The sequence below is a fragment of the Aliidiomarina quisquiliarum genome, from assembly GCF_023922585.1.
In the GTDB taxonomy this organism is placed as follows: domain Bacteria; phylum Pseudomonadota; class Gammaproteobacteria; order Enterobacterales; family Alteromonadaceae; genus Aliidiomarina; species Aliidiomarina quisquiliarum.
The window spans coordinates 222,920-249,515 of the sequence record NZ_JAMFTN010000014.1; the positions used below are offsets into that span (position 1 = coordinate 222,920).

Consider the following 26,596-nt stretch of genomic DNA (forward strand, 5'->3'; position numbering starts at 1 on the left):
AATGAGAATTGGGCAAGGCTTCGACGTTCATAAATTTGGTGGTGAGGGCCCCATTCGGCTTGGTGGAGTGGATATTCCTTACGAGCAGGGCTTAGTGGCGCACTCCGACGGCGACGTGCTATTGCACGCCTTAACCGACGCTTTTTTAGGAGCTATCGGCGAAGGCGACATTGGCGTGTGGTTTCCCGATAACGACGCCAGCTTTAAAGGCGCCGACAGTGCCGTACTGTTGCAAAAAGTGTATGCGCGCGTACAGCAGTTAGGTTGGGCGCCCACCAACCTCGATCTAACCATTATTTGTGAAGCACCCAAAGTAAACCCGCATCGGGCAGCTATTCGTAGCCGTATTGCCAGCTTACTTGAACTAACGGAAGCACAAGTGAACGTAAAAGCTTCAACCACCGAAAAGCTTGGCTTTACCGGCCGTAAAGAAGGCATTGCTGCTATGGCGGTGGTGTTGTTGGTGGCCGTGTGAGTAACAGCGAAACAGCTGCGGCTGCTGAAATAATGCTGAACGAAACCTATGCCTATGGCAAGCCACAGGTGCAGGCCAGCTTTAAACAAACCCCAACCGACTTCCAAGTGAATGAAATTTTAGGCTTCGAGCCTGAAGCCGACGTCAAAGGCCAGCACCATTGGCTACAAATTGAAAAATCCGGCGTTAACACCGACCATGTGGCTCGAGCCTTAGCCCAGTTTGTCGACATTCAAGCCCGCAATGTTAGTTTTTCAGGCATGAAAGATCGCCATGCGGTTACCACGCAATGGTTTTCAGTTGAATTACCCGCTACCAAGTTAGTCGACTGGAATGCATTTGCTGAACCTGGGGTGCGCATTTTACAAGCAGTAAAAAGCAACCGTAAATTACGCCGCGGTACCCATAAATGGAATGAATTTAGTATTACCCTGCGCGATGTTAGTAACGTAAATGAATTATTAGCTCGGGTGGAAAAAATTAAGGCGGGCGTGCCCAATTACTTTGGCGAGCAACGCTTTGGCTACCAAGGCAGTAATTTAACCAAAGCCGAAGGCATGTTTGCCGGGCGCCGCATTAAAGACCGCAACCTACGTAGCATTGTGCTTTCTGCTGCGCGGTCGTATTTGTTTAATCAATATGTTAGCACCCGCTTGGCGCAACATGGCACGGCATTACTGGCCGGCGATGTGATGCAGCTAACCGGTAGCCATTCTTTTTTTGTTGCCGAGCATATCGATACCACAGTGCTACAGCGTGTGGCAAGCGGTGATATTGAAGTAACCGGGCCAATGCCAGGCCGAGGCCGTTCGCCAGTGCAGGGCGCAGCGCAAGAATTTGAAGAAGCCCTATTAGCACAATTTAAGCCATGGCTTGAAGGTATTGAACGCGCCGGGGTAGACCAAAGCCGCCGCGCCATGTGGTTACAGGCAGAAAACCTAGTGGTCGACAGCGAGCAAAACGTGGTTAGGCTACGTTTTAGGCTTACTACCGGGAGTTTTGCTACCTCGGTATTGCGAGAATTAGCACAAGTAACAAGCTAGCCACAAGATATGAATAACGTTGTAATATGAGTGTAATGAATGAAAATATTATTAAGTAACGACGATGGCGTACGCGCACCAGGGTTAGCCGCGCTGCATAAAGCACTAATAAAAAAAGCAGAAGTAACGGTAATCGCGCCCGATCGTAATTGTAGTGGCGCCAGTAATTCGTTAAGTTTGCATAACCCTTTGCGGGTTGAACGTTTAGCCAATGGCTTTTATTCGGTAAATGGCACCCCAACCGACTGTGTGCATATTGGTACTAATTCGCCCCTTGGCACCACCCCAGACCTAGTGGTGTCGGGAATTAACGACGCTCCCAATATGGGCGATGACGTGATTTACTCAGGTACGGTTGCAGCAGCTACGGAAGGGCGCCACATGGGTTTACCTGCCATTGCTGTTTCCATGGGGGCTGCAGGCCATGAATGGTACGACACTGCAGCACGGGTGGTAGCAGACTTAATTGGGCAATTAAAGCGCGAACCACTTAGCCCTGAATTTGTGTTAAATATAAATGTACCTTATATGGCGTACAGCGAACTAAAAGGTATTCGATTAACTCGGCTTGGCCGCCGGCACAAAGCAGGTGCTATGATTCGTGGACGTGATCCGCGGGGCCAAGAAATTTTCTGGTATGGTCCTGTTGGCGACGAGCTAGACGACGGCCCCACCACTGACTTCGCGGCGATTCAAGACGGTTACGTTTCGATTACGCCACTTACGGTAGACATGACAGCTGGTAAAAGCTGGCAAAAAGTAGACGACTGGTTAAAAAAGCATGCTTAAAAACTATCAAGGACAAGCACGGAAGCTCGCTCAGCTATTACAACAAGCTGGTATTGTTGATACGCGGGTATTACAAGTAATGGAGTCGACCCCTCGGCATTCTTTTATGCCAGAATCACTGACTCATAAAGCCTATGAAAATACCGCCTTGCCTATTGGTAATGGGCAAACCATTTCGCAGCCATTTATTGTGGCGAAAATGACCGAGCTATTGCTGGCAGCTGAACGGCCCATGGTGAATGTATTAGAAATTGGCACCGGCTCAGGTTACCAAACCGCAATACTAGCCCAATTAGTGCAGAAGGTTTATTCCGTAGAACGTATCAGTAGCTTGCAGTATCAAGCTAAACGGCGCATGAAACTGCTCGACTTGCATAACATTCAAATGAAACATGGCGACGGTTGGGAAGGGTGGCAAAGCAAGGCGCCCTACGACGGCATTCTTGTTACGGCGGCTGCTAGCCGTGTTCCCGAAGCATTATTAAGCCAGCTTGATCCAGCAGGCGGGCGGCTTATTATACCTGTGGGCGACAGCCAACAAGAGCTAAAAATAATTGAACGTTATGGTGACGAATACCGTCAACAAACCAGTGGCGGTGTACGCTTTGTACCCCTGGTTCAGGGCGAACTTGCCTAAGTCATAACACATAAGGTTCTGCATGAAGGTATTGTTTGGTCGGCTGTACATCTGGTTATTTACGCTGGTGCTTATATTATTAAGCGCTTGCGCAAGCCGACCTGAGCCAGCCCCCGTGTCGACAGTATACCGAGGACCTACCTACCATGACTACGAGCGGGCCTCTTGGGCTGAAGACACCTACACCGTACGTGCCGGCGATACCCTTTATTCTATTGCCTTTCGGGCCAATATGGACGTTCGAACCATTGCCCAGCTGAATCAACTAGCGGAACCTTACTTGCTTTTCCCCGACCAAATACTGCAACTTAAAAGCCCATCTCAAGCCCTCAAACCGACCACTGATACAGTTAGTAATATCGCCGAAAATCAGTCGGTTACAGTAGAACGCGCAGAACCAGTTGTTAGTTATGCGCAGACAAGGTATGGTGAAAATGTAAGCGAAGAGGCTGAAGTTCGTACCGCTACAACGGCAGGCACTGTGGCAATAGCAACACCTTTACCTTCAGTACGTCCGCCTCAGGCGCAGCCTTCGCTGCCAACACCCAGGCCACGGGAACGGGTTATAGCTAGCGCCGATATTCGTTGGCAATGGCCAACCAGTGGCCCGATAGAAAAACGCTTTTCCACGCGCGAACCAATGAATACAGGGCTTGAGTTTAGCGGCCGCAGAGGCGACGCAGTAGTGGCAGCAGCAGCAGGTAAAGTGGTTTACGTAGGAACAGCATTACGCGGTTATGGGCGTTTAGTTATTATCAAACATAACGACGATTACATTACCGCCTATGGCCATAACGACAGCGTGCTGGTTGCAGAGCAACAGTGGGTTGAAGCAGGCCAACAAATAGCAACAATGGGAAGTAGTGGCCGCGATAATGTGCGGTTACGCTTTGAGCTGAGGTTACGTGGTAACTCGGTAAATCCGGAGAATTACTTGCCTCGCTCACGATAAGTGAATGCCTAAGCTGCAGGCAAGGAGTGGAGTATGACTAATAACCGAGATACACGCACCGACCAGAATAACAAAGCGAATAAAATAACAGACAATGCTGAGCTTAAAGCGCGTACGCAAACCGATGCTACCGAATTCGGTAACGACGAGCTTGAAGATGTATTAGCCAAACAAGAAAAACGATACCGAAACTTAGACGCCACGCAAATGTACTTGAGTGAAATAGGTTTTTCCCCTTTACTCACAGCAGAAGAAGAAGTTTACTACTCGCGCAAAGCCTTAAAAGGCGATATGAAGTCGCGCCAACGCATGATAGAAAGCAACTTACGTTTAGTGGTTAAAATTGCCCGCCGTTATAATAATCGTGGTTTAGCGCTGCTTGATTTAATTGAAGAAGGCAATTTAGGCCTTATTCGAGCCGTAGAAAAATTTGATCCTGAACGTGGTTTTCGCTTTTCAACCTATGCTACCTGGTGGATAAGGCAAACCATCGAGCGAGCTTTAATGAACCAAACGCGTACCATTCGCTTGCCTATTCATGTGGTGAAAGAGCTAAATATATACTTACGGGCCACCCGTGAGTTGTCGCAAAAGTTAGAATATGAACCCACCGCTGAAGACATCGCCGCCAGCCTAGAACGGCCGGTGGAAGACGTGAATAAAATACTCCGCTTAAACGAACGCACCACCTCTATTGACGCCCCCCTAGCCGGCGACACGGAAAAGGGCTTGTTAGACATTATTCCCGACGATAAAACCGGTGGGCCTGAACACATTTCTCAAATTGACGACTTAAATGCCCGCGTTCTCGAGTGGCTCAATGTTCTTAATCCTAAGCAAAAAGAAGTTTTAGCCCGGCGTTTTGGCCTGCTTGGCTACGAGCCAGCAACGCTTGAGCATGTAGGCAAAGAAATAGGCTTAACGCGTGAACGGGTACGGCAAATTCAGGTAGAAGCCTTGCTAAAACTACGCGATGTATTAAGCCAGCAAGGGTTAAATATAGAGTGCTTATTTTCAAACCATTAAAGGCCCAACACCTACCGTAGGCATTGGGCATAAGGGCGTAACAAAGCTTTACGTTTTGGTAAGGCTATACAGCATGTCAAGCGCTTGTTTAGGAGTTAACTCGTCGGGGTTAATAGTATCAAGCAAGGCCAGCCGTGGGTCGGTCGGCTCGGGCGCATAAAAAGGTAACTCGGTTTGCTGTGCAACCGGCTTACCAGTTGTTACTAAGCTATTTTTTTGTTCTAAAGCTTGTAGTTTTTCCCGCGCATTATTAAGTACCTGTTCAGGCACGCCGGCTAACTTAGCCACATGAATACCAAAACTACGGCTTGCCGGGCCTTCTTTCACCTGGTGTAAAAAAGCAATTGACTCGCCTTGCTCAATGGCGTCTAAGTGTACATTCACCGTACCTTCAAGCTCTTCTGGTAATAAGGTTAGCTCAAAATAATGGGTGGCAAAAAGGGTAAAGGCGCGTAACTTTGCTAGTTCATGGGCGCAGGCCCAAGCAAGGGCTAAACCGTCGTAGGTAGACGTTCCCCGACCAATTTCATCCATTAGCACCAAGCTGTTTTCAGTGGCATGGTGCAAAATGTTGGCAGTTTCCGACATTTCCACCATAAAGGTTGAACGGCCTGAAGCTAAGTCGTCAGACGCGCCAATACGAGTAAAAATACGATCGATAGGGCCAATAACCGCCGCTTGTGCAGGTACAAAGCAGCCCGTGTGCGCTAACAGTGTAATTAAAGCCACTTGGCGCATAAAGGTCGACTTACCACCCATGTTCGGGCCGGTAATAATTTGTAACCGTTGCTGTTGGTTAAAGTTTACATCGTTAGCAATAAAGGGCTCTTGCTGCGCTACTTCCACCACAGGGTGGCGGCCAGCGGTAATGTTTATATTACTTTGCTGCGAAAATTCTGGGCGTTGGTAATTTAAGGTTACCGCACGCTCGGCAAAACAGGTCAATACATCAAGCTCGGCCAGCGCTTTGGCCAATGCTTGTAGCTCTGCTAGGGGCGTTAATAACTGCTTGAGCAGGTCGGCATAAAGCGACTTTTCTAAGGCCAATGCTTCGCTTTGGCTTTTTAATACTTTGTCTTCGAACGCCTTTAGTTCGGGAATAATATAACGCTCGGCATTTTTAAGTGTTTGTCGGCGTTGGTAATCGGTAGGAACCAACTCAGCAGCTAAACGGCTTACTTCAATATAAAAACCGTGCACGCGGTTATAACCCACTTTAAGCTGGGCAATGCCTGTACGTTCACGTTCACGCAATTCAAAGGCTTCGAGCTCGGCGGTGCCACCATCGCTTAAGGCGCGTAATTCGTCTAGCTCTTGGTTGTACCCCGGCGCAATAACGCCGCCATCACGAATAATAACTGGCGGAGCTGCAATCACCGCAGTGTGCAACAGCTGTTGTATAGGCGCAGCACAGGCTGGCACCGGTACTAAGTTTGGTAAGTCGGCCGTGTTTAACACATCAATAATGGCAGCTAGTTGTTCTAAACCCACTTTCAGCCGAACGAGGTCGCGGGGGCGAGCGCTTTGTAAGGCCACGCGGCCTAAAATACGTTCTAAATCACCTACCTGGTGTAACAACGGGGCAAGCTCTAAATAGCTTTGGTGGTTAATAAAGGCTTCAACCACCTGCAGCCGTTGTTCTATCGTAGGCCGGTGGCGTAATGGGCGATGCAACCAACGTTGTAATAACCTGCTACCCATTGGGGTAGCAGTGCGATCAAGCACACTACTTAAAGTAAAGTCAGTGCCACCGGCTAAATTATGGGTAATTTCCAAGTTGCGGCGGGTAGCGCGGTCAAGATGAATACTGTCGCTGTTCGACTCCAGTAAAATAGCTCGTAAATGCGGTAGGGCGGTGCGTTGGGTGTCTTTCACATATTGTAAAATACAGCCAGCAGCACCTAATTCATGTTGGTTGGCATGAATACCAAAGCCAAGTAAGTCTTTGGTGCTAAACTGGCGGCATAAAGCGGTATAGGCGCTGTCATGATCAAATTCCCACTCAGGGCGACGTCGCGCACCCGCATGGCGAGCCAACATAGGGGGTAGCTGCCAACCCTCAGGGTATAAAACTTCAGCCGGCTGTAGGCGCTCTAATTCGCTTAGCAGCTGTGCTTCGCTTTTAACTTCATGCAGCAAAAACTCACCACTGGCTAATTCTAAGCTGGCCACTGAATAACCAGCTTTAGTTGGGCTTAAGGCCAAGAGTACATTTCGCTCATGGGCTTGTAACAGGGCTTCGTCGCTTATAGTACCAGGGGTAAGAATACGCACTACTTTGCGTTCTACCGGGCCTTTACTGGTGGCAGGGTCGCCAATTTGTTCACAAATGGCAACAGAATGGCCTAACTTTATTAAACGGGCTAAATGATTCTCAACCGCGTGGTAAGGTACTCCTGCCATCGGTATCGGTTCACCTGCCGACTGGCCCCGGTGGGTTAGCGATATATCAAGTAATTCAGAGCCACGTTTGGCATCGTCGAAAAAAAGTTCGTAAAAGTCACCCATTCGATAGAAAAGAATAATATCCTGATGCTCAGCTTTAATTTTTAAATACTGCTGCATCATGGGGGTGTGGGTATCCGTTTTTTTACTCATTATCTCTTTCTGTCATTATGCTTATGGTAATAATGTACCTATGATCACGGTTTCACAGCTAAAAGCCAAGTGAAGTTCAGGTTTTGCCTTGTATTCTAATGGAGTTATATCATGCTCACCTCAGATCGCATCCGAGTTGCTCAAATCGCCGAACAGCTATTATATCGGAAATGGCGCTTCGGTACTGCCGAATCGTGCACCGGTGGTGGCGTAGCGGCTATTTGCACCAGTTTGCCAGGTAGCTCTCGCTGGTTTGAAGGGGGGCTGGTTACCTATAGTAATGCCATGAAAGTTAATTTACTTAAAGTACCGGAAACAGTTTTAGAAACTGTTGGTGCCGTGTCAGAAGACTGTGCCGCTGCAATGGCGCGGGGGGCACAGCAGGCAATGAACTGCGACGTTACCCTAAGTGTTACGGGAATAGCAGGGCCCGACGGCGGCACCCGAGAAAAGCCTGTGGGTACAGTTTGTTTTGGTTGGGCCATTGGCAAACAATTGTGGACAGAAACCAAACGTTTTACCGGTAACCGTACCGACATAAGAACTAAAGCTGCCAGCTATGCACTGGTTAAATTAGCAGTCTATATTCAAAGCTAACTTTCCATGCGGTTTTTAAATATTAAAATTCAACAACTTGCATTTATTTCACAAAGAAATAGCTGAACCACCTTGATACTGTATGAATCACCAGTATACTAAGGGCATTGATAGATATCGAACTGGAGCGTTCACCAATGAATGACAACAAGCAAAAAGCATTAACCGCCGCGTTAGGTCAAATTGAACGTCAATTTGGTAAAGGCGCAATTATGCGATTGGGCGACAATCGTGCCATGGACATTGAGTCGATTTCAACGGGCTCATTAAGCTTAGACATTGCCTTAGGCATTGGCGGCTTGCCCACCGGCCGAGTGATTGAAGTTTATGGCCCAGAATCGAGTGGTAAAACCACACTAACCTTACAAGTTATTGCCGAAGCACAACGCAAAGGTAAAACCTGTGCCTTTATTGACGCCGAGCACGCCTTAGACCCTGTCTATGCTGAGCGTTTGGGCGTTAAAATTGACGAATTATTAATTTCACAACCAGATACCGGCGAGCAAGCACTAGAAATTTGCGACATGCTCGTACGCAGCGGTGCTGTCGACGTGGTTATTATTGACTCGGTAGCAGCACTAACACCGAAAGCTGAAATTGAAGGCGAAATGGGCGACACCCACGTTGGTCTACAAGCACGCTTAATGTCGCAAGCGCTACGTAAGCTAACGGCTAATATTAAAAAGTCGAACACTATGGTTATCTTTATTAACCAAATACGCATGAAAATAGGCGTTATGTTCGGTAGCCCTGAAACTACATCAGGTGGTAACGCACTGAAGTTTTATGCCTCAGTTCGGTTAGACATTCGTCGTATTGGCGCGGTAAAAGAAGGCGATGAAATTGTCGGTAACGAAACCCGCGTTAAAGTGGTGAAGAACAAAGTTGCTCCGCCCTTTAAAGAAGCCATGTTCCAAATTATGTATGGCGAAGGTATTTCAAAAGAAGGCGAGCTTATCGACTTAGGTGTAAAACATAATATCGTTGAAAAAGCGGGCTCTTGGTATAGTTATCAGGGCGAGAAAATCGGCCAGGGTCGCGCCAATTCAAGCAAGTACCTGAAAGAAAACACTGAAACATCAAATGAAATTGAAGCCAAGCTGCGTGAACTCTTGCTGTTAAAACCTGTTATCGCAGCAGACGAAGCAGAGCCAACACCCGCTGCTGAAAAGTGAACTGCTTATTAATATAAACGCTATTTAACCATAGCCCACACACTTAAACCGCCAGTCATTTATTTATATGACTGGCGGTTTTTTATTTTCAATGGTATTTAAAGCACGCTACGGTATCATTCTACAAGGCTTCCCAGTTAAGAGACGATAGCGAATGAAGGTGTTAGTGAAACTTGTTTTAACCTTGGTGTTGTTAGTGGCGTGTACGCCAGTTGAAAAAGCAAGTGAAGTAGAATTACAAAAGTCCCATGCTGCTATGTTGCAGCAAATATTCACCGACTACTTCTATGCCGACTTGGCATTGAACCCGCTTGAAGCCACCTATGTGGGCGAATATCAATTTAACCACTTGCTGGCGAATACCTTTAGCGACGAATATCGTGCCCGTCGCCAGTTATTAGAAGAAGAGTTTTTAATGACTCTCGAAACGGTAGACTACTCGCTACTAACGCAAGCAGACCAACTGAGTTACGACTTATTTAAACGCGACAGAACGATTGCACTAGGTCAGTTAGAATTCCCTAGCCACCTTCTTCCCTTAAACCAAATGTATAACTTTGCTAATCAGTTAGCACGGTTAGGCTCAGGGCAAGGTGCGCAGCCATTTAATAACTATAAAGACTACCAAAATTGGCTGGCTCGAATGCAGTCTATTCCTAGCATTTTTGCGCAAATTGAACGCAACTTAAACAAAGGCTTAGAACTGCAAGTTACTCAGCCGAAAGTGGTTATGGAACAGGTGCTAGCGCAAATAGAAGCCCACTTAGTAGACGAGCTTGAAGACAGTTTGTTTTACCAACCTATTTTAAATTTTCCAGCCGGCATAAACGACAAGCAGCAAGTTCAACTAGCGACGTTGTATACAGACCTACTAACGGAAAAAGTTTTACCTGCCTATCAACAGTTAGCTACCTATATTAAGCAAAGTTATATTCCACAAACCCGTACCAATAGCTATGGGCTAATTGACTTACCCGAAGGCAGTCAGTGGTATGCGTTTGAAGTACAACGTCAAACCACCACCACTATGACCCCAAATGAAATTCACCAACTTGGCTTAGCCGAGGTAGCACGTATTCATCAAGCCATTCATGCAATCATGGCCGAGGTTGGTTTTAACGGCAGCTTAAAGGAGTTTTTTGCCTTTACCCGCGACGATCCACAGTTCCATTATTCCAGCCCAGAAGAAATGCTCGCCGACTATCAAGCCTTTGCGCAGCAAGTTGAAAAACGGGTGCTCAAGCTGTTTCATGCAGACATGTTACCCAAAGCCGGCTATGAAATACGCCGAGTGGAAGCATTTCGTGAACAATCGGCCAGTTCGGCCAGTTATGAAGTGCCCTCCGAAGACGGCACCCGGCCTGGGGTATTCTATTTAAACACCTACGGCTTGTCGGCACGCCCCAAATGGGCGAAAGGGCCGTTAACCTTGCATGAAGCCATTCCAGGCCACCATTACCAAGTGGCACTACAGCGGGAAATGACACACTTACCACGTTTTCGTCGTTACAGTATTGCCGTAGCATTTGCGGAAGGCTGGGGGCTATATACAGAAACCTTAGGCGACGAATTTGAACTTTACGACAGCTACGATCGCTACGGCCAGCTAATTGCCGAATTGTGGCGCTCTATTCGTTTAGTGGTCGACACGGGTTTACATGCCAAAGGTTGGTCGCGAGAAGACGTACTGAACTATATGTATGCTAATGCGCCGGTTAAAGAAGCCCGCGCCGTGTCAGAGGCAGAACGCTTTATGGCTTTACCCGGTCAGGCCTTGGCGTATAAAATAGGCATGATAAAAATCACTGAATTACGCCAGCGGGCAGAACAACAACTAGGTGATAACTTCGATGTGCGCGACTTTCACCGCGAAGTGTTGCGGCATGGTTCGTTACCACTGTCTATTCTTGAACGTGAAATTGACCGCTGGTTAAACAACTCCCATGGGTAAGGGCTAACATGAAAAAAGTAAAGGTTGCACTTGCGTTAGGCTCTGGTGCCGCCCGTGGCTGGGCGCATATTGGTGTTATTCGAGCACTCGAAGAGCTAGGAATTGAAGTTGATATTGTTACAGGTACCTCAATTGGCTCTTTAGTTGGTGGCGCCTATGCAGCAGGGAAAATCGACGATATAGAAGAATGGGTGCTTAACATGGACCGCTGGAAAGTGTTCAACCTACTCGACTTTGGGTTAACCAATGGCGGTATTATTTCCGGTGAAAAAGTATTTAATTTTGCTCGGGAAAAATTTGGCACCTTGCAAATTGAAGAGCTACCAAAAAAGTTTGGCGCTATTGCCACCGATCTTTATACCGGTCGCGAAGTGTGGTTGAAAAAAGGGGACTTGTTTAAAATTGCGCGGGCTTCATGTGCCATGCCTGGGTTACTTTCTCCGAAAGCCTACGACGGTCGTTGGTTAGTCGACGGTGCGCTGGTGAACCCGGTACCGGTTTCTTTAGCCCGCGCACTCGACGCCGACTTTGTTATTGCGGTGCATTTGAATTCGCAAGTTCACATCGACGATGGCGACTTTCCAGCCCATGATCAAGGGCCTGCTACCTTAGAACAAGCTGACACTACTAACTATCGTTTAAAGCCCAGCGAGGGTACAAAATCAGCGGTAACGGCTTTTAATAAGTTTTTAAGCCGTAGCCAGAACTATTTTGAACAAGTAAAGGGCAAGTTAAGCCGCTCGCCATCGTCACCAGGGGTATTTGGGGTAATGGCAGGCTCTATCGATATCATGCAAGAGCGCATTACCCGCGCCCGTTTAGCTGGCGACCCGCCCGACATTCTGCTGCAGCCTAAACTAGGCGAAATTGGCTTGTTGGAATTTGAGCAAGGTGAGAAGGCTATACAAATTGGTTACGAGTCAACCATGCGCATGAAGCTAATTATTCAGGAAGAGATAGCCTTGCTTCAGCGCCGAAGCAATAATGGTCCCGCTGCGAAATAATCAAGCTACTCTATAAACTAAAAGGCCTGATTCCGAACATTTTTCGAAATCAGGCCTTGCTAACCGTTTAGAAGTGAACCCAAAGTTAGCTAGTTTTACTTTCCACCATACGTTGTTCCATTTCCTCGAACTCAGCAGCAACTTCGGCACTTGGTGCAGCGGTAAAGCGGCTTACTAAGAAAATAACCAACGTGGAAATAAGCACGCCAGGCACCATTTCATATAGCTCAGAACTTAAAGTTTTACCGTCAAGGGCAGCAATAGGTACGTATATCCAGAGCAATACGGTTAACGCACCCGCCACCATGCCCGCTAAAGCACCCCAGCGGTTCATGCCTTTCCAGTACAAGCTTAAAATAACCAAAGGCCCAAAGGCCGAGCCAAAGCCAGCCCAAGCATTACCCACCAAGCCAAGAATGGTGTCGCGCGGCACCCATGAAAGGGCACTAGCAACAACGGCAACTAATAACACTGAAATGCGCCCGGTCATAACTTGTACTTTATCGCTGGCATTTTTATGTAAAAAACTTTTATAAAAGTCTTGCGTTAAAGCACTCGAAGTCACCAACAACTGAGACGAAATAGTACTCATAATGGCGGCTAAAATAGCAGCCAGCAGAAAACCACTCACAAAGGGATGAAAGAGTATTTGCGACAGCACAATAAATATAGTTTCTGCGTTCGCTAAGCTGCCGTCGGCATTCATATACACGTTATCTACCAACTGCATACCATTGGCTTGAACATACTGCGCGCCAACAATACCGGTAAGCATGGCGCCGGTAATGGCCACAATCATCCAGGTCATGCCAATGCGGCGGGCTTTGGTAAAGTCTTTTACTGAACGAATGGCCATAAAGCGCACAATAATATGCGGTTGGCCAAAATAACCCAACCCCCATGCCAGTAATGAAATAGCCCCAATTAGCGTCACCCCATAAAATGGGTTAAACATTTCTGGGGCTAATTGAATGGCTTCACTGCTAACAGTAGGGTCGGCATTAAGAATGTAATAGCCAGTAACGGGCACAATGATTAAGGCAAGAAACATAATACAACCTTGCACAAAGTCGGTCATGCTCACGGCCAAAAACCCACCAATGAGGGTATAGGCAACCACCACGCCAGCAGTTAGCATCAGGCCGTAGTGATAATTCATACCAAAGGCGTTTTCGAATAACGTACCACCCGCCACTAACCCAGACGACGTATACAGGGTAAAGAAAATAATAATAACCACGGCTGAAACCAAACGTAGCAAACGCGAGTTGTCATGAAACCTGTTTTCGAAAAAGTCAGGAATAGTAATGGAATCTTTAGCCACGTAGGTATAAACCCGTAACCGCGGGGCCACTACTAAATAGTTTATGTAGGCACCAATGGTTAGGCCAACAGCCAGCCAAACTTCAGAAAAGCCCGACAAATAGAAGGCGCCGGGTAAACCCATCAGCATCCACCCACTCATATCGGAAGCACCCGCAGAAAGCGCCGTAACCCCAGGGCCTAGCCGCCGCCCCCCCAGCATGTAGTCCGACAAGTCGCTGGTTGACTTAAAGTAGCCATAAACGCCAATGCCAAGCATAGCGATAAAATAAATTGCAAGAGAAAGTAGCGTACCAGTTTCCAAAATAAGGCTCCTGTTGTGTAGCGCATTGTTAGTTAAGAATTAAGTGAAAAGCACCTAAACGAATTATTTATTATTCTAATTATATTAATTGGGCTAGCTAAACTGTTGTTATCAACAATAGTGGCACAAACTAACAAATCGACCTTTACTTCTCAATAGCAGTGGTCGTCAGGCTATAGCTCTCTACCGCACCGTCTTTCAAAACCAGCACATGATCAGCCATGTGATGAGCTATTTCTGGGCTGTGGGTAATAAAAATGTAACTCATCTTAAAGTCGTCTTGTAAGTCTAATAATAAGTTCAGTATTTGTGCTCGCACCGAGGTGTCGAGGTTGGCCAAAGCTTCGTCGGCCACCAGTACTTTAGGGTTTAAAATAATCGCTCGGGCAATACAGGCTCGTTGCCGTTGGCCGTTCGACATCATATACGGATAAAACACCCGATGCTCGTCAAGCAAGCCCACCCGCAGTAGGGTGCTGGTTATTAAGTCGTTGCGCTGGGTTAGGGTTAGCTTGGTGTTAAACCACAAGGCTTCGTGCAGCTGCTTACCAATGGTTTTATGGGGGTTTAACGAGGCTTCCGAGTCTTGAAAAACCATGCGAATGTTTTGCGCTCTATTTTTAAAGTCGCCGCTGAGCAGCTTGGTGCCTTGAAAAAACAGCTCGCCACTGGTGGGGGCAATAGCGCCAGCAATAATGGCTGCTAAGGTCGACTTGCCCGAGCCATTGTTACCCATTACCGCCAGCGACTTGCCTTCATGCAATTCGAACGACACATTATGCAACGCCACCTGCGAATGCTTGCGAAACCAACCCATGTGGGTGTCGTAGGTTTTACTAATGGCTTCGGCACGAAGTAAGCAGCTCATAGTATATTTTGCTCCTTATTGTTCGCCCGTTGGTTTTTCGCCACTGGCTTTTTTTCCGGTAGGTTAATGGGGTAGTGACAATAAAATTCACGCTTGCCTATGGTTTGCATGTCGGGCCGCTGTACACACTTGCGTTTAGCATAGGGGCAACGTGGCCCCATTCGGCAACCAATGGGCATGTGCTGAAGGTTAGGCTCTAACTCGGGCAAGGTTTGTAAGCGTTGTTTAGGAGCCAGCCGGTCGGGTCGAAATAACGAGGTATAACCTAAGGCGTCGGTATAAGGGTGGTGGGGCGTTTGCATTAGTTCATTGCAGCTTCCGGTTTCCATTATTTGCCCAGAATAAATAGTAGAAAGGTGCGTGGTTTCTTTCATTAAGTCGGAAAAATCTTGGGTAATGAGCAATATCGACATGTGATACTGGGCATGCAATTGGGCCAATAAGCGATAAATTTGCGCCCGAGTATTGGGCTCCATAGCAGTGGTGGGCTCGTCGGCAATTAACAACAACGGCCGGTGGGCTATGGCGGTGGCTATCATTACTTTTTGCGCTGCGCCTTCACTGAGTTCAAAAGGGTACGACTTTAAAATTTGCTGGTGGTTTTTAACCCCCATCCGAATCAACAGGTTGGTTGCATACTCGTCGCGTGCCTTGCGCCGCTGCCAAAAAGAAGCCTTTATATCGCGGTTTAAAATAGCTTCTCGTAATTGTTGTAACACCGTGGCATTGGGGTCGAGATAGTCGGTAGGATCTTGAAAAATCATGGCAATATCAACACCGATAATGTTGCGCCGTTGTTTGCTGGTAAGGCGAAGCAAGTCGATCCCCTGAAACCATAAGCGGTCGGCTTGCATGCGCCAGTCGGGGTTAATAAAGCCCATAATAGCGCGAGCCACCAAACTTTTACCCGAGCCAGACTCACCCACCAAGGTGTGAATTTCACCTTCGGCAATTTGCAGCGACACCCTATCGAGTATTTTCACTTCACCGTGTGGCGCGTCGGCATAAATACTTAGGTTACGAATATCTATAAGCATGCTTAGTGTTCCATTCGTGCTTGTAAGGTCGAACGCAAGGTTTCGCCCATTACATTCACACTAATTAAGGTGATAAACAATGCCAAGCCGGGTAACGCCATAACCCAAGGGGTGTTGTAGGCAAATTCCACACTTAATGCTAGCATTGCGCCCCATTCAGGCACCGGTGCCTGGGCGCCTAAACCAAGAAAACCAAGGGCAGCAATATCTAAAATAGCGGCCGAAAAAGCTAAGGTAAATTGGGTTACTAAAGGCTTCACTATGTTGGGAAGAATAACTGCAACAAATAAATAGCGTGAGCTTACACCGTTTAATTGGCTGGCAATCACATAGTCTTTGCCTAGCTCTTCCACAATGGCGTTACGGGTGGTTAATAAAAATTGCGGCACAAACACTAAGCCAATGGCAAGTGCTGCATTAGGTAGGCCAGGGCCAATCACCGCAATAATAATTAGTGCCAATAGCAGTGAGGGAATTGAAAACAGCACCCCAAGTAAATGTTTAACTGCGGAACTAGCCACACCTACGTTCATGGCCACCATTACCCCAGCGCTTATACCTAGCAAAGCAGCCATGCACACCATAAGTAGCGGTAAACCAAAGGTAAAGCGGGCGCCATGTAAAATACGCGACAGCATATCGCGGCCTAGCGAATCGGTACCTAGCAAAAAGCGTAAGTCGCCGTGGTTAGACCATGCCGGTGGCAACGATAATAACTCGCTAAACTGCTCATTAGCGCCAAAAGGGGCAAGCCACGAGCCAAACAACGCAATAAACAACAAAAAGCAAAGCGTATAAAGCGACGCTCGCGCTAAAGGTTTGGCATAAAAATCAAGCCAAGCTTGCTGCAATGGCGAAGGGTTGCGCTCTTCGTAATAAAGGTCGTTAGGTTGCATTTAGTTCACGCCTTACCCTAGGGAAACGCCATGCATGGAAAATAGTTGTGGCCACATTCACCAACAATATTAAACTGGCTAACAGCAACAACACACCTTGAATAACTGGGTAGTCGCGCTCGTAAATACTCCGCACTAACCAACGACCCAAACCCGGCCAAGAAAAAATCATTTCAATAATAAGGGTGTTGGTAATCAGCAAACTAAAGGCAGTACTAATGTGCAGGGTAACTTCTTGCATAGTATTGGGAATAACATGTTTAAACAGCACTTCTGGGGTAGACAACCCCCGCGCATAAGCCCCCTTCACAAAATTAAGCCGCAACACGTCTACACAGGCGTTACGGGTTAAGCGAATGAGTAACACTAAAGGAACGGTGGCTAGCACAATTACGGGCAAAATCATGTGCTGCAATGCATTTAACAAGGCAATGCCACGGTAGGGCTGCTCGGCTAGCCAAATGTCTACCAAAATAGAACCGCTTACCAAGGGAATATCAAACAACGGGTTTACTTGCCCAGCAATAGGTACCCAACCCAATGCCACGGCAAAAATAAGAATACTTAACTGCGCCATCCAAAACACGGGAATAGAGTAACCCGACAAACTAAAAAAGGTAATTATTTGGTCAATAGGCTTGTTGTGGTGCATGGCCGCTAAAATACCAAGGGGTGGGCCTAATAGTAAGGCCAGCGCCATGGCTAACAGGCTTAATTCGAGAGTTGCAGGAAAACGTAACTTAAATTCTTGCCATACCGAGGCACCGTCTTGTAGCGACACGCCCCAGTCAAAGGCAAAAAAGTGCGCCATATAGGCTAGGTATTGGCTAATAATATTTTTATCAAAAGCCCGGGCGGTGGCCACGGCTTGGTAATGTATATCGGTAACCAGTACCCCGCTGGCATTGGTTATAGCATTACCTGGAAACCAAAAAGCCAGTGAAAAGGCCAGTACAGTTAACACAAATAGCGTTAGCGCCAGTACCGTGAATTGGCGCAAAATAATACGAATCATGGCACGCCCCCGGTATTTTCAGTAACGGTGCTGGTAACAGGGCCAGGCTCACTGCGGTCGATATACACCGGGTGCAGGCGAATACCGCCAAAGGTAGGCGGTAAAATGCCCTGTACATTTTTCCGCGACACCTGATAACGAATAGAATGGGCCAGCGGTAGCACGGGAACTTCTTCGGCTAGTAATTGCTGGGCGGCACGATATAAACGCTGGCGTTCACTTATTTCAGTGGTACGAATGGCCGCCGTTACTAATTGATCAAAGCCTTCATGGCACCATAGGGCCCGATTATTCACCGACCGTTTGGCGGCACAGGTAAGCAAGGGCCGAAAAAAGTTATCCGGATCACTATGGTCTGCCGACCAGCCAATTAACACCGAGTCATGTTCACCTTGGGCTAACCGGCGGCGAAAGCTACGCCATTCATAACTTACAATATTGGCCCGAATACCAACGAAAGCTAAATCAGCTTGCATTTTTTCAGCCATCATGCGGGCACTTGGGTTATACGAACGCTGCACCGGCAAAGCCCATATGTCCATGCTAAAACCATTGGGGAAGCCAGCTGCAGTAAGTAAGTTGCGGGCTTTAACAGGGTCGTAGCTGTAGGCTTCGGGTAGCGCCACATGGGCCCAACTGGTGTCAGGCAAAATAGACTCGGCAATAACCGCATGGTCGTAATACACGCTGCGTATCAGCGCTTCGCGATTAATAGCATGGGCTAAAGCTTGGCGCACCAACGGCTGATTAAAAGGCGGCCGTTCCGTATTAAAGGCCCAAAACGCCGTGTTTGGGCTAAGCGACTGTTGCACATTCACATCGTCGCGTTGTTTTAACCAAGCAATATCACGGGCAGGTGGGTAGGGGCTAATGTCGCAGTCGCCGGTTAATAACATTAGCATGCGTTTATGGTCGCTAGGCGTAATGCGAAACACCAAACTTTCAGACGCCGCAGGCCCCCGCCAATAGGTGTCGTGGCGCAGGTAATTCACACTGACGTCTTGGCGAAAATCGCGAAATTTAAAGGGCCCAGTGCCAATGGGTTGTTGATCAATACGATGGGGCTCATGCGCTAATAACAGTTGCTGGCCATATTCGGCCGACAAAATAACAGCGAAGCTCGAACTTAAGGTCGACATAAACGAGCTGTCGGGCTCTCGTAATTCGATACGAACTGTGTAGGGGGTTGGCGCTGAAATTCGTTGAATCAGTTGATCCAGCTTGGTGGCGCGAAAAAAAGGATAATGGCCACCGGAAACAAAATGATAAGGGTGTTCTGGGTCGAGCCAGCGCTGGAAGGAAAAAATCACGTCGTCTGCAGTGAATGAACGGGTTGGGCTAAAGTAGGGGGTTTGGTGAAACTGCACATTTTCACGCAAGCTAAAGGTGTACACACGGCCGTCACTAGTTACCTTCCATTCGGTGGCAAGGGCGGGCCGAAACTCTTGCTGCTGCTCGTTGTATTCTATTAAGGTATCGTATAACTGTAACGAAGTCATGTCTAGGGTGGTGGCCGAAGTAACCATTTGCGGGTTAAACGATTCGGGATTCCCTTCGGAACAATAAAGCACGCCACTGCTATTGGGTGGTAAGGCGGGGCTACAGGCTATTAGGCTTGTTGCCAGCAAACCTCCAACAATAGTTTTAAGCACCTTATTGAATTGCTTATGCATCGCGTTGCATGCCTTCAAGTAAGCCATATTTTTTTAAGTAGCCCCGCAGCTGATGATAGGTTAACCCCACCAGTTCGGCAGTTCTTTTCTGGTTAAACTGTGCTTCAGCCAAGGCTTTTTCTAACAAAGTAGTTTCAAAGGCTTGACTAACGTCTTTAAAGTCAAAGCCTGCGCTAAAGTCTGGCAGGCTTATATGTTCGCCGGTTATGGCTGTTGTCGCTTCGGTGGGGCCAGTGGTGTGCACCGGTGCGCTGGTAACAGCCGTAAGGGTTTGTTTTATGCGCCGAGTTGGGCGCCAAGGGCTAGCGAAGGGGTCGAGCACCACTTCATGCACCGGTAATTGATCGTTATTTAACCGGTACACACTACGTTCAACCACATTTTTTAATTCGCGCACATTACCAGGCCAGTCATGGCCTTCTAAGGTAGCTCGAGCGCGGCTGGTAAAACCACCAAAACAAGACAACTCGAGTTCGCGGGCCATTTGAATGGCAAAGTGTTCGGCTAATAGCAAAATGTCTTCCGGGCGCTCACGTAAGGGGGGTAAGGTAATTACGTCGAAGGCTAAGCGGTCGAGTAAGTCGGGGCGAAACTTATGCTCGGCGGCTAATGAAGGTAAGTCGTCATTGGTGGCCGCAATTAAGCGTACATCGGTGCGCACGGTTTTATTGCCACCCACCCGTTCAAATTCACCGTATTCAATAACCCGCAGTAATTTTTCTTGCACTAAGGCCGAGGTGTTGGCCAGCTCGTCAAGAAACAGCGTACCACCATGGGCACGCTCAAAACGGCCTTCATGTTTTTTATTAGCGCCGGTAAAAGAGCCCGCTTCGTGACCAAACAACTCACTTTCCAGTAAGTTTTCATTTAAAGCCGCACAGTTCAGCTTTAAGTAGGGTTGCTCCCACCGTTTCGACAAATAGTGCAAGCGCTCAGCAATAAGCTCTTTACCGGTACCCCGTTCGCCAATAATCAACACCGGTTTGTTCATTGGCGCAGCCTGTGAAACATGCTCGAGCACACCCAAAAAGCTGTCAGACTGCCCAATTAAATTATCTTCGTAGCGAAAACGGCTCATGGTTATAACTCATTCTTAGTCGGTAGGTCGGTTAAATAATTCAAATTGCGTAAAAGTGGTTAAATTCACTACTTGTTAGTGTATTTGTTTAATGTACTGAAAGCACTCATTTCTTTAACTAAGCGCATAAAACAAGTAAATACAGTAACTTACATAAAAAATAAAAGTTGGCAAGCATATTGTATAGCTAGTGGCGTGAACGTTACTATTAATGAGGAAAACACCATGAGTATTTTTTCACGCTTTTCAGACATCATCAATGCCAACTTAAATGCATTACTCGACAAAGCCGAAGATCCACAAAAAATGGTTCGGCTTATTATTCAAGAAATGGAAGACACCTTAGTGCAAGTACGCTCGGTGGCAGCACGCACCTTGGCCGAGAAAAAAGAATTAACCCGTCAGCTTACCCGCATGGAAGACGACGTAGTAGAATGGGACAACCGTGCCGCTTTAGCTTTAAGTAAAGACCGAGAAGACTTAGCGCGCTCTGCCTTAATTGAAAAGTCGAAAGTGCAAGACACTGTCAACAGCTTGCTAGAAGACATTGCCCGTACCGACGACCAAGTGGACCGCTTATCAAGTGAAATAGGCCAGTTGCAAGAAAAACTAAGCGACGCCAAAGCACGCCAGGCCTCTATTTTAATGCGCGAGCGTACCGTTAGTTCACGGTTGAATGTAAAACGCACCCTCGACAGCTCAAAAGTAGACGAAGCATTGCAGAAGTTCGACCGCTACGAAGCTAAAATTGACAATTTAGAGTCGCAAGTAGACGCATACGACCTCGGTAAGCGTACCTTGGCCGATGAATTTCGCGCCTTAGAAAATGAAACCAAGGTAGACGCAGAACTAGAAGCTTTAAAAGCACGTATGCAAAAGCAGTCATCCACCACGACCGCTAGCGACGACAACGCTTAAGGACCAAGCTGATGGAAACAGCAATTGTAGCAGTTTTAGCCACTCCTATTATTATTTTCATGGTAATAGTGGCGCCTATTTGGCTGGTACTGCATTACCGTAGTAAAAACAAAATGAGCCAAGGGCTAAGCGAACAAGAAGCCATACAGTTTCGCGAGTTAGTGCAAAAAGCCGAGCAATTAAAAGAGCGGGTGCGCTCGCTAGAACGAATTTTAGACCAAGAGCACCCCGACTGGCGCAAGTACAACTAGAAGGTAGCGACCATGTTTAAAGACAAAAAAAGGCTATATCGCGACCATCGCAATGCAAAAGTTGCAGGCGTATGTGCCGGGTTAGCAGAATACTTTGGTTGGGAAGTGTGGATTATTCGGATTATTTTCGTGACCACACTTATTTTTTCATCGTCGGTTACTTTAGTGGCTTATATCGTTGCTTGGGTTGTGCTCGACAAGAAGCCCGCGGAAAAAACTTATGCTGGTGGCAGTGGCCCAATACGTGAAGAAACCCGTTTCGAGCGTAATTCTGAAGGCCATACCATTGAAATAAAAACCCGCGTGTGGGAATCGGGCAAAGCACCAAAAGATGCCCTACAAGACGTTGTCCAGGAATTTAGTGACCTAGAAGACAGCCTTCGCGACATGGAACGCTGTGTTACGTCGAAACAATACCAACTACGCCAAGAAATAAATCGTCTGTAATTCCTTACAGACGATTTTATGGCAAATATTCGTTACATCCCGCAACTGGTCTGAGCTGTATGAACATATTGCTCTCGGCCAGTTCCCTTCGTAAGCTGAGTTCCATTCACATAAATATAACAATGGAATACAACAGCAATGAGTCAGCTTAAACAATCATGGCATCCGGCCACTCTTAGTATTCATGGCGGCGAGCCCATAGCCGACCCCCACGGGGCGCTTGTGGCTCCTTTGTATCAAACATCTACCTTTGTGTTTCCAAGTACCCAAGAAGGGGGCGCTCGTTTTGCCGGCGACCAACCCGGTTATATTTATACCCGCTTAGGTAACCCCACGGTGCACCAGCTTGAACAACGTGTGGCCGCCCTTGAGGGTATGGCCGCTGCTGCTGCTTCAGCAACCGGTATGGGTGCTATAGCCGCCACCACCATGGCGTTTTTAAAAGCCGGCGACCACGTTATTTCCTCCGACTGTATTTATGGCTGTAGCTTTGCCTTGTTTAACGACTTATTTGCCCGTTATGGCATTGAAGTGACTTTTGTCGACATGACCAACGTGCAAAACATTAAAGATGCCTACCGCGACACTACCCGCATGGTGTTTTTAGAAACCCCAGCCAACCCGCATTTGCGTATTATCGATATGGCCCCGATCGGGGACTTTTGTAACCAGCACGATGTGAAGTTTATTGTCGACAATACCTTTATGACGCCATTATTACAGCGCCCAGGCGACTTTGGCGCCCACTTAGTGGTGCACAGTGCTACGAAGTACTTAAATGGCCATGGCGACGTGGTGGCGGGCATTGTTACCGGTAGCGAAGAAGACATTCATTTAATTAAGTACACCACGTTAAAAGACATGGGCGCCACCATTTCACCACACGACGCTTGGCTAATTACCCGCGGTTTAAAAACCCTTGCGCTACGTATGGAGCGCCACTGCGAAAATGCCAATAAAGTGGCGAGCTTTTTGAATGAACACAACGCCATTGATAAGGTTTACTTTCCAGGTTTAACAAATCACCCGGGCCATGAGTTGGTCGGCGCCAATAAACAAATGAAAGCGGCTGGCGCTATTATTGCTTTTGAAATGAAGGGCGGTTATCAAGCCGCCGTCACATTGCTAAATAGCCTTGAAATGATTCGCCTTGCGGTAAGCCTTGGCGACGCCGAAAGCCTTATTCAGCACCCAGCGTCAATGACCCATTCCCCCTTAACCCCAGAAGCCCGTGCCATCGCAAATATTGGCGAAGGCTTAGTGCGCTTGTCGGTTGGGCTAGAGCATAGCGACGACATTTTAGCCGACCTAGCCCAAGGGCTTAACGCACTATGAAGCAGCGAATAACAATAGAATGGATAATGGAGGATCAGCATGAAAGCTAAGAAGCACAGCCAGTATGTGTCTAAAGAGCCTGATGCCAATGGACACATTGCTTGGAGCGATGAGGAAAACTCAATATGGCATAACTTAGTTGCGCGCCAATTAAACATTATTACGGGTAAAGCCTGTGACGAATACATGGCCGGTTATGAATTATTAAACCTGCCCCATAATCGTATTCCCCAGCTTGCTGAAATAAATACCGTATTAGCGGCCACCACCGGCTGGCAAGTCGCCCCGGTGCCGGCACTCATTCCATTCGACGAGTTTTTTCGTTTGCTGGCCAATAAACAATTTCCGGTGGCTACCTTTATTCGTAGCCGAGAAGAGTTTGATTACCTGCAAGAGCCCGATATTTTTCATGAAGTATTTGGCCATTGCCCGCTGTTAACCAACCCCGCATTTGCGCATTTTACCCACCAGTATGGCCGCTTAGGCTATGCGGCTACGCCAAAAGAGCGCGTGTATTTGGCGCGTTTGTATTGGTTTACGGTAGAATTTGGTTTGCTCGACACGGCACAAGGGCTGCGCATTTATGGTGGTGGTATATTATCGTCACCCGGTGAAACCCTTTATGCACTGGAAAGCGACACCCCAGAGCGGGTGCCCTTAACACCGCTTGATGCCTTACGTACGCCATACCGAATTGATATTATGCAGCCCATTTATTACACCCTGAAAAGTGTGAATCAGCTGTTTGAAATTTCCGATATGGACATTATGGCCTTGGTGCATGAAGCAATGGAGCTTGGCTTATTCGAGCCGAAATTCCAGCCAAAAGAAAAAGTAGCAACCGAATCAACAATGTAAATTATTATTTTCAAACAAGGGCAGTAAAAATGAGCGAATTAAAAAACCAAGAATGTGAAGCATGCCAAGCAGACGCACCCCAAGTGTCAGGCGAAGAGCTAAAAGTACTGATCAAAGAAATTCCAGACTGGGTACCTGAAGTGCGTAACGGCGTTATGCAACTAGAGCGGGTGTATAAATTTAAAAACTTTAAACAAGCCTGGGCTTTCTCAAATAAGGTTGCGCAGCTAGCAGAAGACGAATTTCACCACCCGTCGTTATTGTTAGAGTGGGGTAAGCTAACAGTAACCTGGTGGACCCACGCTATTGGTGGCTTGCACCGCAACGATTTTATTATGGCAGCTAAAACCGACGGTTTGCTAGACAGTTAACGGCTAGTACGACTGTAATAACCCGTTCTCAAGGCCTGGCTTCGTTATTTTATCGAAGCCAGGCCTTTTGTTTTACAATGCCACCAAATTCATGGCGGCACGGATTAAGTTAATGCTGCAAAACCTCGCTGTTGGCTGTATAATTTTATTTACATAACGCTTGGAGGCCCTTTGCAATGCGCCTAGAAATTACCTGTAGTGATCGCCTTGGTATTTGCCAAGAGGTGCTTACTATATTGCGCGAGTACGAAATAGACTTACGCGGCATTGAAGTAGACCCTGTGGGTAAAATTTATTTAAGTTTTCCCTCGCTTGAGTTCGACGAATTACGCATGCTAATGCCTAAAATTAGGCTGATTCCGAATGTGGAAGACGTTAAAACTGTGTCGTACCTGCCTTTTGAGCGTGAACACTTCGAATTTAACTTATTACTGAATGCGCTGCCTAATCCGGTGTTAAGTATTGACGACAAAGGGCGTATTGATATTGCTAATGCGGCGGTTACGGCGTTGTTAAAGCAAAGCAAAGAGCAGCTGCGGGGCGAGCTTATTGCCGACTGGTCGACCGGTTTTCCACGGCGCTGGTTAGAGCAAAAGCCCACCGAGCCCTTGGCAGAAAAAATACAACTTGGCGGTACTTGGTATCAAGCCCAAGTATTACCTCTGTGGCTTAACGACAAACAAGGTGAGCCTGCTTTTGCTGGTGCTGTTATTCATTGCCAAGCCGAGCCCATTCCACCAAACGGCTTAAGTAACGAAGAAAGCTCGGCATTTAATACGGTGCTTACCCAACATGCGGGTATTCGCCGTATTCTGCGCGACGCCGCCCGCATGGCGCAATTAGGCGCACCCTTATTACTGGAAGGTGAAACCGGTGTAGGCAAAGAGTTAATTGCCCGCGCTTGCCACCAAGCCAGCAGCCGCGCCAACGAGCCGTTTTTGGCGGTAAACTGTGGCGCCTTACCCGACAATGTGGCGGAAAGTGAGCTGTTTGGTTATGGCCCTGGTATTTTTACCCACCACCCACAAGGTAAAAAAGGTATTTTTGAACAAGCGAACGGTGGCACGGTGTTGCTCGACTCTGTAGCCGACATGTCGCAAGAATTACAAGCCAAATTATTACGTTTTTTAGAAGACGGTTCGTTTCGACGTATTGGCGAAGAGCAAATGGTGAGCGTAGACATTCGGCTCATTTGTTTAGCCCGCGGTGAACTATTAGAAAAAGTAGAGCAGGGCAGCTTTCGTGAAGACTTGTATTACCGGCTAAATGTATTAAGCCTTTACTTGCCGCCACTACGCGAGCGGAAGGGCGACATTGAACTATTAACCGAGCATTTTGTGTATAAGTTTTGTTCGGCCTTACAACGGCCAATGGCCCAGGTGTCGAAGGCCTGTATGAAGCATTTAGTTCAATACAGCTGGCCGGGTAATGTGCGCCAATTGGAAAACACCTTATACCGAGCGGTGTCTATGCTTGAAGGCAACACCCTTGAGCCGGGCCATATTTTATTACCCGACACCACCCCGTCGTTTGATCCACTTGCCATCGACCTAGGTGAAGAAAGCCTTGAAACGGCGGTGAAGCGGTTTGAAAGCTCGCTATTAAAACGACTTTACCCAAGCTACCCAAGTACCCGCCAACTCGCGGCAAAGCTGGGCTTAAGCCACACGGCCATTGCCAATAAGCTACGGGAGTACGGCATTGGTAAACAACGCCGCACGGCAAAGCGTACAAAAAACGATACAGACGGCCAAGCCGAGTAAAGAAATATTTCCACATTAAAGGCTGCATGGCATTAAAAAGGGCGTTTGTAACAAATTGGTTACACATGCCCTTTTTTCATACACCCGTATGAACTTTGCGAAAAGCTAGCCAAACACCCCCCGTACGCGCTACAAGAGATACCAACAAAGAAGTAACAAAACCATAAATTAAGAAGCTTGTGGTCTACACGAGTACGCTTTTGTACAACAAC

At 47.5% G+C, this 26,596-nt stretch carries 25 protein-coding genes; 17 read left to right on the forward strand and 8 right to left on the reverse strand.

All coding sequences use genetic code 11. From position 1 onward, the window contains the following. The first annotated feature begins 1 nt into the window (after nt 1). The 6 genes from ispF to rpoS are packed head-to-tail and all read left to right on the forward strand — an operon-like array spanning nt 2 to nt 4,922. The gene (gene ispF / locus M1L23_RS03760) at nt 2–475 is read left to right on the forward strand and encodes a 2-C-methyl-D-erythritol 2,4-cyclodiphosphate synthase (protein WP_256473583.1); all 474 of its coding nucleotides are present in this window, start codon (nt 2–4) and stop codon (nt 473–475) included. After that, complete coding sequence (gene truD / locus M1L23_RS03765; protein ID WP_252625785.1) at nt 472–1,518, forward strand: tRNA pseudouridine(13) synthase TruD; 1,047 nt, start codon at nt 472–474, stop codon at nt 1,516–1,518. The genes ispF and truD overlap by 4 nt, the downstream gene beginning before the upstream one ends. A 39-nt stretch (nt 1,519–1,557) precedes the next feature. Beyond that, nucleotides 1,558–2,307, forward strand: a complete 750-nt coding sequence (surE, locus tag M1L23_RS03770; protein WP_252625786.1) for a 5'/3'-nucleotidase SurE — start codon at nt 1,558–1,560, stop codon at nt 2,305–2,307. After that, nucleotides 2,300–2,944 carry a protein-L-isoaspartate(D-aspartate) O-methyltransferase gene (locus M1L23_RS03775; RefSeq protein WP_252625787.1) on the forward strand — a complete coding sequence of 215 codons (645 nt, stop codon included), beginning with the start codon at nt 2,300–2,302 and terminating at the stop codon, nt 2,942–2,944. Before surE ends, M1L23_RS03775 begins: the two co-directional genes overlap by 8 nt. A 22-nt stretch (nt 2,945–2,966) precedes the next feature. Beyond that, on the forward strand, nt 2,967–3,896 hold the full coding sequence (locus M1L23_RS03780; protein ID WP_252625788.1) for a peptidoglycan DD-metalloendopeptidase family protein: 930 nt from the start codon (nt 2,967–2,969) through the stop codon (nt 3,894–3,896). A gap of 33 nt (nt 3,897–3,929) precedes the next feature. Continuing rightward, nucleotides 3,930–4,922: an RNA polymerase sigma factor RpoS gene (gene rpoS, locus M1L23_RS03785; RefSeq protein ID WP_252625789.1), complete on the forward strand. Its 993-nt coding sequence runs from the start codon at nt 3,930–3,932 to the stop codon at nt 4,920–4,922. A 48-nt stretch (nt 4,923–4,970) separates the two neighbouring features. Here the strand turns inward: rpoS and mutS are convergent, their stop codons facing one another. Further along, nucleotides 4,971–7,520, reverse strand: a complete 2,550-nt coding sequence (gene mutS / locus M1L23_RS03790) for a DNA mismatch repair protein MutS (RefSeq protein WP_252625790.1) — start codon at nt 7,518–7,520, stop codon at nt 4,971–4,973. Between the two features lie 111 nt (nt 7,521–7,631). On the opposite strand from mutS, the gene M1L23_RS03795 reads away from it, so the two are divergent. From M1L23_RS03795 to rssA, 4 genes are all read left to right on the forward strand, one after another. Then, nucleotides 7,632–8,117, forward strand: coding sequence for a CinA family protein (locus tag M1L23_RS03795; protein ID WP_252625791.1), 486 nt, complete (start codon nt 7,632–7,634; stop codon nt 8,115–8,117). Nucleotides 8,118–8,254: 137 nt separating this feature from the next. Beyond that, nucleotides 8,255–9,292 (forward strand): recombinase RecA, encoded by a 1,038-nt coding sequence (gene recA, locus M1L23_RS03800; RefSeq protein WP_252625792.1) that lies wholly within the window; start codon nt 8,255–8,257, stop codon nt 9,290–9,292. A 166-nt stretch (nt 9,293–9,458) separates the two neighbouring features. Continuing rightward, nucleotides 9,459–11,243, forward strand: coding sequence for a DUF885 domain-containing protein (locus tag M1L23_RS03805; RefSeq protein ID WP_252625793.1), 1,785 nt, complete (start codon nt 9,459–9,461; stop codon nt 11,241–11,243). A gap of 8 nt (nt 11,244–11,251) precedes the next feature. After that, complete coding sequence (gene rssA, locus M1L23_RS03810; RefSeq protein WP_252625794.1) at nt 11,252–12,247, forward strand: patatin-like phospholipase RssA; 996 nt, start codon at nt 11,252–11,254, stop codon at nt 12,245–12,247. Nucleotides 12,248–12,332: 85 nt separating this feature from the next. On the opposite strand, the gene putP is transcribed toward rssA, so the two are convergent. The 7 genes from putP to pspF form a co-directional block, all read right to left on the reverse strand. After that, nucleotides 12,333–13,874, reverse strand: a complete 1,542-nt coding sequence (gene putP, locus M1L23_RS03815; protein WP_256473585.1) for a sodium/proline symporter PutP — start codon at nt 13,872–13,874, stop codon at nt 12,333–12,335. A gap of 145 nt (nt 13,875–14,019) precedes the next feature. Beyond that, complete coding sequence (locus tag M1L23_RS03820; protein ID WP_252625795.1) at nt 14,020–14,742, reverse strand: ATP-binding cassette domain-containing protein; 723 nt, start codon at nt 14,740–14,742, stop codon at nt 14,020–14,022. Further along, on the reverse strand, nt 14,739–15,779 hold the full coding sequence (locus M1L23_RS03825) for an oligopeptide/dipeptide ABC transporter ATP-binding protein (protein ID WP_252625796.1): 1,041 nt from the start codon (nt 15,777–15,779) through the stop codon (nt 14,739–14,741). Before M1L23_RS03825 ends, M1L23_RS03820 begins: the two co-directional genes overlap by 4 nt. A 2-nt stretch (nt 15,780–15,781) precedes the next feature. Next, nucleotides 15,782–16,675 carry an ABC transporter permease subunit gene (locus tag M1L23_RS03830; RefSeq protein ID WP_252625797.1) on the reverse strand — a complete coding sequence of 298 codons (894 nt, stop codon included), beginning with the start codon at nt 16,673–16,675 and terminating at the stop codon, nt 15,782–15,784. Beyond that, a complete protein-coding gene (locus M1L23_RS03835; RefSeq protein ID WP_252625798.1) occupies nt 16,665–17,690 on the reverse strand; it encodes an ABC transporter permease in 1,026 nt (341 codons plus the stop codon). The genes M1L23_RS03830 and M1L23_RS03835 overlap by 11 nt, the downstream gene beginning before the upstream one ends. Further along, on the reverse strand, nt 17,687–19,363 hold the full coding sequence (locus M1L23_RS03840) for an ABC transporter substrate-binding protein (RefSeq protein ID WP_252625799.1): 1,677 nt from the start codon (nt 19,361–19,363) through the stop codon (nt 17,687–17,689). The genes M1L23_RS03835 and M1L23_RS03840 overlap by 4 nt, the downstream gene beginning before the upstream one ends. After that, nucleotides 19,356–20,441, reverse strand: coding sequence for a phage shock protein operon transcriptional activator (gene pspF, locus M1L23_RS03845; RefSeq protein WP_252625800.1), 1,086 nt, complete (start codon nt 20,439–20,441; stop codon nt 19,356–19,358). Before pspF ends, M1L23_RS03840 begins: the two co-directional genes overlap by 8 nt. Nucleotides 20,442–20,666: 225 nt before the next feature. Between pspF and pspA the strand changes: the two genes are divergently transcribed. The 7 genes from pspA (at nt 20,667) to tyrR (ending at nt 26,384) form a co-directional block, all read left to right on the forward strand. Then, complete coding sequence (gene pspA / locus M1L23_RS03850; protein ID WP_252625801.1) at nt 20,667–21,359, forward strand: phage shock protein PspA; 693 nt, start codon at nt 20,667–20,669, stop codon at nt 21,357–21,359. Between the two features lie 11 nt (nt 21,360–21,370). Beyond that, on the forward strand, nt 21,371–21,610 hold the full coding sequence (gene pspB / locus M1L23_RS03855; protein WP_252625802.1) for an envelope stress response membrane protein PspB: 240 nt from the start codon (nt 21,371–21,373) through the stop codon (nt 21,608–21,610). Nucleotides 21,611–21,622: 12 nt separating this feature from the next. Then, nucleotides 21,623–22,057, forward strand: coding sequence for an envelope stress response membrane protein PspC (pspC, locus tag M1L23_RS03860; protein WP_252625803.1), 435 nt, complete (start codon nt 21,623–21,625; stop codon nt 22,055–22,057). Nucleotides 22,058–22,195: 138 nt separating this feature from the next. Continuing rightward, complete coding sequence (gene megL / locus M1L23_RS03865; RefSeq protein ID WP_252625804.1) at nt 22,196–23,392, forward strand: methionine gamma-lyase; 1,197 nt, start codon at nt 22,196–22,198, stop codon at nt 23,390–23,392. 39 nt (nt 23,393–23,431) lie between these two features. Further along, on the forward strand, nt 23,432–24,250 hold the full coding sequence (gene phhA / locus M1L23_RS03870; RefSeq protein ID WP_252625805.1) for a phenylalanine 4-monooxygenase: 819 nt from the start codon (nt 23,432–23,434) through the stop codon (nt 24,248–24,250). Between the two features lie 29 nt (nt 24,251–24,279). Beyond that, nucleotides 24,280–24,621, forward strand: a complete 342-nt coding sequence (locus M1L23_RS03875; protein ID WP_252625806.1) for a 4a-hydroxytetrahydrobiopterin dehydratase — start codon at nt 24,280–24,282, stop codon at nt 24,619–24,621. A gap of 176 nt (nt 24,622–24,797) precedes the next feature. Further along, nucleotides 24,798–26,384, forward strand: a complete 1,587-nt coding sequence (gene tyrR, locus M1L23_RS03880) for a transcriptional regulator TyrR (RefSeq protein WP_252625807.1) — start codon at nt 24,798–24,800, stop codon at nt 26,382–26,384. Nucleotides 26,385–26,596 lie beyond the last annotated feature (212 nt).